Source organism: Halomonas sp. 141 (assembly GCF_002810305.1).
In the GTDB taxonomy this organism is placed as follows: domain Bacteria; phylum Pseudomonadota; class Gammaproteobacteria; order Pseudomonadales; family Halomonadaceae; genus Vreelandella; species Vreelandella stevensii.
Genome location: NZ_PINZ01000067.1, coordinates 1 through 9,456, shown reverse-complemented (window position 1 = coordinate 9,456; position 9,456 = coordinate 1). Strand labels below are relative to the sequence as shown.

General features: G+C 62.4%; 9 protein-coding genes. All 9 read right to left on the bottom strand.

Annotated features, from left to right (window positions below):
• Positions 1-164: 164 nt before the first annotated feature.
• The 9 genes from CWI66_RS16710 to CWI66_RS16670 all read right to left on the bottom strand — a co-directional run bounded on the left by CWI66_RS16710 (position 165) and on the right by CWI66_RS16670 (position 9,402).
• Entirely contained in the window at positions 165-644 is a 480-nt protein-coding gene (locus tag CWI66_RS16710; RefSeq protein ID WP_016915881.1) for a C40 family peptidase, read from the bottom strand.
• Positions 645-756: 112 nt separating this feature from the next.
• Entirely contained in the window at positions 757-1,386 is a 630-nt protein-coding gene (locus CWI66_RS16705; RefSeq protein WP_039181483.1) for a histidine phosphatase family protein, read from the bottom strand.
• 12 nt (positions 1,387-1,398) lie between these two features.
• Positions 1,399-2,214, bottom strand: a complete 816-nt coding sequence (gene phnE, locus CWI66_RS16700) for a phosphonate ABC transporter, permease protein PhnE (protein ID WP_100732296.1) — start codon at positions 2,212-2,214, stop codon at positions 1,399-1,401.
• Between the two features lie 34 nt (positions 2,215-2,248).
• A complete protein-coding gene (phnE, locus tag CWI66_RS16695; protein WP_016915878.1) occupies positions 2,249-3,076 on the bottom strand; it encodes a phosphonate ABC transporter, permease protein PhnE in 828 nt (275 codons plus the stop codon).
• Complete coding sequence (phnC, locus tag CWI66_RS16690; protein ID WP_081138009.1) at positions 3,073-3,957, bottom strand: phosphonate ABC transporter ATP-binding protein; 885 nt, start codon at positions 3,955-3,957, stop codon at positions 3,073-3,075. Before phnC ends, phnE (CWI66_RS16695) begins: the two co-directional genes overlap by 4 nt.
• A gap of 161 nt (positions 3,958-4,118) precedes the next feature.
• Positions 4,119-5,099 carry a phosphate/phosphite/phosphonate ABC transporter substrate-binding protein gene (gene phnD / locus CWI66_RS16685; protein ID WP_081138007.1) on the bottom strand — a complete coding sequence of 327 codons (981 nt, stop codon included), beginning with the start codon at positions 5,097-5,099 and terminating at the stop codon, positions 4,119-4,121.
• A gap of 130 nt (positions 5,100-5,229) precedes the next feature.
• A complete protein-coding gene (locus tag CWI66_RS16680) occupies positions 5,230-6,978 on the bottom strand; it encodes a bifunctional diguanylate cyclase/phosphodiesterase (protein ID WP_100732295.1) in 1,749 nt (582 codons plus the stop codon).
• Positions 6,979-7,076: 98 nt separating this feature from the next.
• Positions 7,077-9,023, bottom strand: coding sequence for a hypothetical protein (locus tag CWI66_RS16675; protein WP_100732294.1), 1,947 nt, complete (start codon positions 9,021-9,023; stop codon positions 7,077-7,079).
• Positions 9,024-9,108: 85 nt separating this feature from the next.
• Positions 9,109-9,402, bottom strand: coding sequence for a PepSY domain-containing protein (locus CWI66_RS16670; protein WP_100732297.1), 294 nt, complete (start codon positions 9,400-9,402; stop codon positions 9,109-9,111).
• Positions 9,403-9,456: the final 54 nt, after the last annotated feature.

Sequence of the window (9,456 nt, the reverse complement as noted above, 5' to 3'; positions counted from 1 at the left end):
GGGTGTTGGACGACAGGTCAGATTTTACCTCGTCGGTGGCTATGAGGCAGCTCCGACGGGATTTATGCAGCGTTTCCTTAAACCAGGTTAAGTGCGGATGAGTAAAACACGGCGAGTGTATAGCGGCCTCAGAAGAAAACCTTGACGTACATCAGGCTCGCCAATCAAGGCGCCATTGAAGCCGCCCCCAGAAAGCGCTGCTGCCAGTAGTCGATATCCAGCGGAACGCTGACCACGGCACGGCCACTGCCCGGGGCATGGATCATCTGACGATTACCGCCATAAATGCCCACGTGGGTGGCCTTGCTGCCCTCGCCAAAGAAAAGCAGATCGCCTGGGCGGGGGGTATCGACCCGTGGCAGAGCACGGTACTGGCCGTCCGCCGTGCGGGGCACACGTAATCCGGCTGCGCGGTAGGTCATTTCGACCAGGCCAGAGCAGTCCAGACCATCCGGTGAGTTGCCGCCAAAGCGGTAAGGAATGCCGATGGATTGCTGGGCGTAAGAGAGAATCAGCGCACGCTCCAGTGACATGCCCCCTTGCACGGGCGGCTTGGCGGGGGGAGCCACGTCCTTGCTGGCACAACCGGCCAGTACTAACAGCAGGGCCAGAGACAGGAGGGAATAAACGCGGGCAAACGGCATGGGGCACTCCTGAGAAGCCTCGATAGGGTGTCTCTATCATGGCCCAGGTCACGCGTGCCCGCTAGCCGCCTATACGGAAGAGCATCCGTCAGGGCGTATCAGGCAACGCATCTCAGCGCCCGATCCACTCCACGAAGGTCGTTTCGCCCAGCGCATGGCGCTCGTGGCGTAGTCGACTCATGGCGGCGTAAGGCAGGTCCATCACCAGCCCGTGGGTCAGCGGCTGGGCAATCACCTGACGCAGCAGCGCGTTGCAGACGAATAGATGCGCCACCACCAGCACGTGCTTGCCCGGCGGGCGGCTCAGCAGGCGCTGCCACGCTTCACTCACCCGGGCATCCAGCGCCGCCAGGCTTTCCCCTTCCGGCGGCGCTGCCGTGGTGGGATCGTGCCAGAAGGCGTTCATCAGCGCGTGCCCCTCCTCGGCAAACACCTGGTCATGGGTCTTGCCTTCCCAGCGTCCCAGATAGAGCTCGGCCAGGTCATCGTCCACTTGCACGGGCAGGTCGAACTCCTCCCCCAACCACAAGGCAAACTCATGGCAACGCGCCAGGGGGGAGCTGACGATGGCATCGAACGGCGGCCTGCCATCGACCGTGTGACGCATCACGGCCGCCGTGGCCTGCTGCCAACCGGTTTCGCTGAGGGGGTGGTCGGTGCTGCCGCGCAGCATGCGGCCACCCAGTGGCTCACCGTGGCGCATCAGGTCGATGGTCATGATGTCGGCATCAGGAAAGCGCATGGTATCTCCCGGTCAGATGATGGCGTGGCGCACGCGGGCAGAGACCCACTCGGACACCAGCACGGTGGCAAAGATCAGCACGAAGATGACGCTGACCTGATTCCAGGCCAGGCTGTTGATCGAGGCGTTGAGCTGCAGCCCGATGCCGCCTGCGCCCACCAGCCCCAGCACCGTGGACTCACGAATGTTGATATCCCAGCGGTACACGCTGATACCGGCGAACGCGGGCATCACCTGGGGCAACACGCCGTAGTTCATCACCTGCAGGCGGCTCGCCCCGGTAGCGCTGATGGCCTCGACGGGCGTGGGGTGGATCTCTTCGATGGCTTCATAGAGCAGCTTGCCCACGAACCCAATGGAGCGTAGCGCAATGGCAATGATGCCCGCCAGCACGCCGGGGCCGAGAATGGTCACCAGCAGCATCGCCCAGATCAGCGAGTTGATGGAGCGTGACGAAACGATGATGGTCAACGCCAGGCTGCGCACCAGCGGGTGGGGCGTCGTGTTGCGAGCCGCCAGAAAAGCTACCGGGAACGCCATGACGATGCCCAGCGCGGTGCCTAGCGTGGCGATGTTGAGGGTGTCCCACATGGGCTTCCAGAGGACGCTGGCATACTCCCAGCGGGGCGGCATCATGCGGTTGATCAGGTCACTGCCCTGGCGGCCAGCATCCTCCACGAACACCCACATGGTGTTGTCGGAGATCACTTTCCAGCAGAGCAGGAAAAGGCAGACACCTGCCAGCCAGGCCACATACTGGAGCCACTGGGCACGGGTGGTGCGCCGCTGCCACTGCGGCACGCCTTGAGGGGAACTCGAAACAGGCATGGAAATTTCCTTTACGGGTTAAAGCATCGCAGCGCTACTGGGTCCAGCGGCGCACATGGCTGGAGGCGTATTCACTCATCAGCACGATGGCAATGATGATCAGCAGGATCGCCGCCGACGTGCCGTATTCGTAACGGCTCAGCGAGGTGTTCAGCGTGGCGCCAATGCCCCCCGCGCCGACGATGCCGATCACCGACGATTCACGGAAATTGATGTCCAGACGGTACATGGAGAGCCCGATCAAGCGCGGCATCACCTGCGGCTGCACCGCATGGTTCATGGTTTGCCACCAGCTTGCCCCCGTGGCACGCACGGCTTCGACCTGTTTCCAGTCCAGGTCCTCGATATCTTCTGCCAACAGCTTGGCCATGAAACCGATGGTGGCGAAGGCCAGCGTCAGCATGCCCGCAAACGGCCCGAAGCCGAACATCACCACGAACAGAATGGCGATGATGATCTCCTGAAACGTCCGCGAGATGGCAATGATGGCGCGGCACAGGGTATAGATGGGCAGCGGGGCAATGTTGCGTGCCGCGCCCAGGCCTACCGGGATCGCCAGCAAGACGCCGATCACGGTGGAGGTCAGCGTCATGGTCAGGCTTTCCATCAGCCCGGCGATGATGTCGTTCTGGCGACTGAGGAAATCGGGCTGCAAAAAAGCCCCTAGAAAGTTGAGCGCTCGGCCGGAGCCTTCCGCCACCCGCGCCCAGTTGACCTGCACCGACGACAGCGCCAGCACCAGATACACCACCACACCGATGGCCAGGCCCCAGCGCAGCCGTGGGTTTTCGATCAGCGGCAAACGCCGCCACTGACCCTGGCGCGCAGCTTGCTGGCGCGCCGTGGCGTCTGCCGTGCTCATAGCGCGCCTCCACTGGCGACCTGGGCGAGCGGCCGCGCGTCATGGTGTGCTTTGGCTGCCGACGTGGGCGCTGCCGATGTGGGCGCAAGGGCTACCTGCGATGGCTCATCTTCTTCGTAGGCGGGCTCGGGCGTGGTGTCCCAGTCCTCTTCCCCATAGATGGTGGTGAGGATCTCGCTGGTGAGTTCGCTGGGCTTGCCGTCGAAGACGATTTGTCCGGCACGCAGGCCCACAATGCGGTCGGCAAACTGCTGCGCCAGAGCCACGTCATGAATGTTGATGATGGCAGCCAGCTCGCGCTCGGCGCACAGCTCGCGAATCAGACGCATGATCTGGCGCGAGGTTTTGGGGTCCAGGCTGGCGGTGGGCTCATCCACCAGCAATAACTTGGGGCTTTGCAGCAGTGCGCGGGCGATGCCGACACGCTGGCGCTGGCCACCCGACAGCGCGTCGGCGCGCTTGTCGATGGCATGGGGCAAGCCCACCCGCTCCAACAGGCGAAATGCTTCAGCAACGGCTTCCTGGGGGTAGCGGCGCAAGAAGCTGCGCCAGAAGCCGACATAGCCCAGCTGGCCCGACAGCACGTTTTCCATGACGGTCAGCCGGTCGACCAGGGCATATTCCTGAAAAATCATGCCCATGGAGCGACGTGCGTGACGCAGGCGGCTGCCCGACAGCTTGGTCAGTTCGGTCTCTTCCAGGCGGATACTGCCCTGGCTGGGCTCCACCAGACGATTGACGCAGCGGATCAGGGTACTTTTGCCTGCACCCGATGGCCCAATCAGCGCCATCACTTGGCCTTTGGGCAGCGATAGGTGAATATCGGTCAGCGCGCGGTCGCCCGTCGGGTAACGCTTGCCAACGCCAGTGAGTGTCAACATGGGGAGTGCCTCGTTTGCTTGTCGCTCAAAACGCTTGTGTAGAACATCGATTCAAAGACAATTGATTCAAAAACAGCTTTTTCGAAAACAGCTGACTCGACTCCATAACGCGTCGGCCAGAAGGTTGCCCTCCTGGCCGACAGGGTCACGCAGCGCTGGAATCAATCGCAGTCGTAAGTGACGCCATTGGCATCGGCAATGGTGCGGATGACCGACCAGTGCTCTTCATAGCTGATGGGGATGAACTGCGCTTCGCCAGAGTTCTCGAACTCCGCCTGCAGGGCGGTGCCTTCCCAGTCGTAGCTGAAGAACGCATCCTGAATCTGCTGCTGCAGTTCGGGCGTCAGGTTGTGGGCGGTGCCGTATGCCGTGGTGGGGAAGGTTTCGGAGGTGTAGATCACCTCGTAATCGCCCTCGTTGATGACACCCCGTGACAGCATGCGATGGGCAACGGAGTTGGCAATGGCCGCCGCATCGTAATCCTTGTTGATGACGCCCAGGATGGAGTTGTCGTGGGAGCCGGAGAAAGCCGTTTCGAAGTCATCACCGGCTTCCAGACCGTACTCGGAGCGCAGCAGCGCGGACGGTGCGCGGAAGCCCGAGTTGGACGTTTCGGAAGTGAAGGCCAACTGACGACCCTGCAGGTCTTCCATGCCGTCGATACCGCTACCGGGGTAGGTGATGATCTCCATTTCGTAACCGTAGCTGCCATCTTCGGCCGCCATGATGGCGAAGGGACGGAAGCCGCCACAGTTGACCGCCACCGGTACGCCACCGGTGTTGAAGCCCGCCACGTGCAGACGGCCAGCGCGCAGCGCTTCCTGCTGGGCAGCATTCGACTGCACCGGGAAGAACTGAACGCGTTTACCCGTCGCTTCGCTCAGGTGATCCAGGAAACCCGCCCATACGTCGGCGTAGACTGCCGGATCTTCAACCGGCGTGTAAGCAAAGACCAGCGTGTCCGGATCGACCCACCGAGACTCATCGCTGGGGATATCGGCCACCATGTCGCCATCGTTGTCCACGTAGCGTGAAGAGAGATCGGCAGCCGCATTCATCGCACTGAAAGCGAAGGCACTGGCAACGGCAGCGCTGATCAGGGTGCGCGAGAGTGACACGGTAGAGAGACGAGAGGATTGCATGGATCACCTAACGGGGTAGTGAAGAGGTGGATGTATCCTGACGCCCCAGGATGACAGCGGCGAGTCTGGCGGATGACAACTTCGTGACGTCTACATGACACCCGCGTGAACGGACTGCCGCCCTGTCGGCTCACTGCCCCACGCAGCAGCCACGCCGTTCCACGAACAGGCTGTTCCCGGCAATCTTCTTCGCCTGATGCTTGAGTTCGGAGATTTGGCTGGCAATGTCCAGGGCCTTGCAGTGGCCCGGGTCACTGATGGGCTTGACGGCTACCGACACGCTGACGAAAGGGAAAAAGCTGACGCCTCCCTGACGGCTTTCGATGGAAAGCCCGCCTCTCTGGCGGTCCTCTCCTTCGTAGAAACTCGGGGCCATGGCCTCGAAGGAGGCCAGAATCTGCTGGCACACGCCCTCCCAGTGCTCCAGCGGTAACAGCATCATGAAGTCGTCGCCACCGATATGCCCGATGAAGCCCCCCGCGCTTTCCACCTGAGCCTGCAGCAGCCGCGACAGCGAGATGATCACATGGTCCCCGCGGGCATAGCCGTAGGCATCGTTGAACGCCTTGAAATTATCCAGACCCACGTAGGCAGCGGCAAAGCCATTGCCCTGGCTCAGATAGGCCGTGAGGGTTTCATTGATCAGGATGTTACCGGGCAGCCCGGTGAGCGGATTGGCATGGCGCGCCTGACGCACCTGGATGGCGGTGATCTCGCGCAGCAAATCGACGATATTGCCCATACCCAGATACTGCCCTTCGCCATCGACGATGACGAAGTCCTCCTGTTCGATGTCGCGGCTGTCGGTCAGCTGCTGGCTCAGCGTTTCCAAGGGCATGTCGGCGGCGGCCACCAGCATCTTGCGATCGGCGATGTCCAGCACGCAGCGCTTGGCGTACAGCGAATGGCTATAAGGGTTGGTGAACAGCGTCAGGAACCCGTTGCGCCGCACCACGGCAATGGGCACGCCCTGTTCGATCACGGCCACGCAGCGCAGATGCGGCGTTTCACGAAACCGTTCCGCCAATGTGGGCACTGACACACTGGGCGCCACGGCCTCCACGCTGCGCAGGACGGTATGCGCCGTACGCCCGGCGGGGGTTTTCAATTGCGTGGTGGCGGGCAGCAGCGTATTGAGCTGAACAGGCGGCTGAACGCTGGGACGTGCGAAGTAGAAGCCCTGCAACAGCGCCAATCCACGGTCCAGCTCCCACAGGCACAGGTGCTCTGCCGCGGTTTCGACCCCTTCTGCGATGAGCTGGCAGTCGAGGCTTTTGGCGACGTCCAGTATCGAGCGCAGAAACTCCCGCTTGGCGGGCTCCTGATCGATGCCGGAAATGAAATGGCGGTCCAGCTTGACGAAATCCGGGCGCAGCTCCGCCCAGTGGCGCAGGCTGGAGTGACCGGCCCCCAGGTCATCCAGGGCCACCTGAAACCCCATGTCGCGGTAGTGGGCCACCGCCTGGCGCATCAGGTCGTAATCGTGGATGGGCACGTGCTCGGTCAGCTCGATCACCACCCGCTCAGGCGGCAGGCCACTCTCCTGAATGAAGCCCAGCGTCAGCCCCTCGCGGAAATCACGCTCGACGATGGTCAGCGGCATGACGTTGAGGAACAGCAGCCCAGGGAGTGCGAGTTCGGCAAAACGGCGAATGGCGAGCCGTCGGCAAAGCAGGTCCAGCTCCACCAGCAGCCCGGCCTGGGTCGCCACGTCGAACAGCCTTAGCGGTGAATGCAACGGAGAGGTGCTGGGGCCACGAATCAGCGCTTCGTAGCCATAAATGGCCTGCTGATTGGCATCGACAATGGGCTGAAAAAGTACGTGCAGCTCTTCTGCCGCGATAATCTGGTTAAGCCACTGAGTTTCTTGTGCGGTCATGTGCCTGCTGCCCTGTCAAACGTCAACGATCCCTATGACTTGTCAACTCCATCAGGAAGGTGCCAGGGCAGCAAGCGTGCGTCATTTACATGACATTTTCATGACGAACCATCGGTTGACCCCTTCATGCCGGGGATGTCCGGCGGCGGAAACACCGCGTCGCCACCGCGGGCATCCAACTGACGAATATCGGTGGGACGACCGTTCTCGTCGAGACTGACCAGGCCTATCCCACTGGCATTCCACAGCCGCTCGCCAGCGCTGGCCTGCTCGGGGGCCCGAGGGTAGATGCTGAGCTTGCGCCGCTGGGTAAACCAGTTGAGCGGCGACAGCGGCGCGTATAGCCAACGATTGAGCCGGTCGAAGGTATCCAGCAGCCGCCGAGGGAAGGTGTTTTTCACGCCGCTGGAAGTGATCTGCCACAGATGCGGGGCCTGCTCCTGCCCGCGTACGACGATGTCGTAGGCAAAGGAGTAGTGCACGTCCCCCGACAGGATCACGTAGTTGCCGGGTGTCTTGGAGTGCCGCCAGATGTGCAGCAGCACGCTGGCGGCACCGCGATGGGCCATCCAGTTTTCGGCATCCACCATCAACGGCTTGCCGGCCAGGGTAAACAGCTTTTGAATGCCCTCGATCAGCTTGACCCCGAACATCGGGGCAGGCGAGACGATCACCGCGCTGGGGGTGCCCAACAGCGCCTGCTGCATCTCCATGAGCGCCTCCCAGTCCATCAGCCCGGAGGGCCGTTTGGGGTTGCGCTCACTGCGCCAGCGGCGCGTACGGGTATCGAGCACGATCAGCGCGGGGGCGCCTGGCACCTGAAACTCCCACCCTTGAAAGCGCAGAAGCCGCTCGATCACGCTGTCCTGGGCCTGGGGGCTCAAGGTGCCCGACCCATCGAACAACGTACCGACCTGATGCATCAGCGGGTTGAGTTTGTCCGGGGCATTGCCCCACCCTTGGCAAAGCAGGTAGGCCACCAGCGCGTTGCCAATGATGCGCTTGGAGAACGGATGCCCATAAGCACAGCGCTCCCAATCAGCGGTCAGGTTCCAGTCATCGGTGACGTCGTGATCGTCGAAGATCATCAGGCTGGGCACGTGGGCCATCAGCCGCGCACACTGGGGCAGCCCTGCCACGAAGGCATCGATGACCGCCTGTTCGGTACGGTACGCTTCGGCCTCCTGCTCGGCCAGCTCGGGAGGCGTGGGCGCAATGATCTGCCAAGGAGTCGGCGACCAGACCAGGCAATACATGGCCAGCATTTCGGCAAGGGTCATCAGGTGGTTCTGGGCGTGCGCCGAGGTGAACACCGGCTTTTTTACCCCGCCGAAGAAGCGCTCGCGCAGGGCCGCGTTGCTGGTGACATCCGGCAGCAGCGACTCGCGATGATAATAGGTTTCGGGAGCCGCATAGAGCGCCTGGCTATCGTTCACCGTCGCGCCTTCCAACTGCTCATCGGCCAGCCCCAGCCGGGCGATGAGTGCATGCACGGCGCGAAGAGTGGGGCCTGCCACGTCATCCACGTAGACCTGGTCACCGGTCATCAATAGCCAGGCAGGCCACTCGCCAGGGGCTTCCTGGCGCTCGGCCAGCCAGGCATCGGCACGCACCAGACCATCGGGGCTGTCGTGGTGGGGCTTGCGGCAGGAGCCGTGCATCAGGCGGTGGTGACGCGATGCCAGCACAAAGGCCGGGTAGGCCTGCCCGGCGTGACATAACCACGGTGCCCACTCGGGAAGGCGCTGCCATACGCCCTGGTGGCTCTGTACCTGCAGGTCGTAGGCGATGCGTGTATCGGTGGGCAGTGCCCTGGGCAAGCTCAGGTCGATGCAGTACAGGTAGGCCCGCTCGCCGATGGCCACGCATTGGTGATCCTGGCGAGACAGTGGGTAGGTTTGCTGGTCGGGGGTGTCCGGAAACAGAACCAGCTGGAGAGCCAGCGGTCGCGTGGCCACCAGCCACATCACCAGGCGTGACGGCGACAAGCGACGCAGCAGCGGCCCCACCAGTACGTCAGGCAGTGTTTCGGTGACGTCGATCATCGTTACTCCTTCAGGCCCGCGCGGCCAGCACGGGTGCAAGCGCCTGGTCATCCTCTACCAGCAAACACTTCATCATGCCATCCTTTCATGGGTTACGCTGCATCTCGCGAATGCGGACACCTTCGATCTTCATCAACTGGCCACTGTGACCATCGAATTCGAACTCGACCACCTGCCCCTGGGGCCACAGCATCTTGATCTCATACTCCACCAGCCCGTCGTCCCGGTCGATCTCGATTTCCAGAATATCGCCAATATAACGCTCTTCGAGCCAGTCGAGTATCGTTTCCAACGGGACCACATCGCCGCGCCCCACTTCACCGTGCAGCGCTTGCCAGGGCTGGTCGCCAATGGCGTTACCAAACAGCGCGTAAAGCATCGCCCAGTCGGGCGGTGATACAAGCGCGCACCGCGTAGCGGTGCCAGATTGACT

Excerpts from the sequence above, each read along its gene's own strand:
- CWI66_RS16675 (WP_100732294.1), bottom strand. The coding sequence starts at position 9,023 with ATGATCGACGTCACCGAAACACTGCCTGACGTACTGGTGGGGCCGCTG.
- phnE (WP_016915878.1), bottom strand. The coding sequence starts at position 3,076 with ATGAGCACGGCAGACGCCACGGCGCGCCAGCAAGCTGCGCGCCAGGGT.
- CWI66_RS16670 (WP_100732297.1), bottom strand. The coding sequence starts at position 9,402 with ATGCTTTACGCGCTGTTTGGTAACGCCATTGGCGACCAGCCCTGGCAA.
- phnD (WP_081138007.1), bottom strand. The coding sequence starts at position 5,099 with ATGCAATCCTCTCGTCTCTCTACCGTGTCACTCTCGCGCACCCTGATC.
- phnE (WP_100732296.1), bottom strand. The coding sequence starts at position 2,214 with ATGCCTGTTTCGAGTTCCCCTCAAGGCGTGCCGCAGTGGCAGCGGCGC.
- CWI66_RS16680 (WP_100732295.1), bottom strand. The coding sequence starts at position 6,978 with ATGACCGCACAAGAAACTCAGTGGCTTAACCAGATTATCGCGGCAGAA.
- CWI66_RS16705 (WP_039181483.1), bottom strand. The coding sequence starts at position 1,386 with ATGCGCTTTCCTGATGCCGACATCATGACCATCGACCTGATGCGCCAC.
- CWI66_RS16710 (WP_016915881.1), bottom strand. The coding sequence starts at position 644 with ATGCCGTTTGCCCGCGTTTATTCCCTCCTGTCTCTGGCCCTGCTGTTA.
- phnC (WP_081138009.1), bottom strand. The coding sequence starts at position 3,957 with ATGTTGACACTCACTGGCGTTGGCAAGCGTTACCCGACGGGCGACCGC.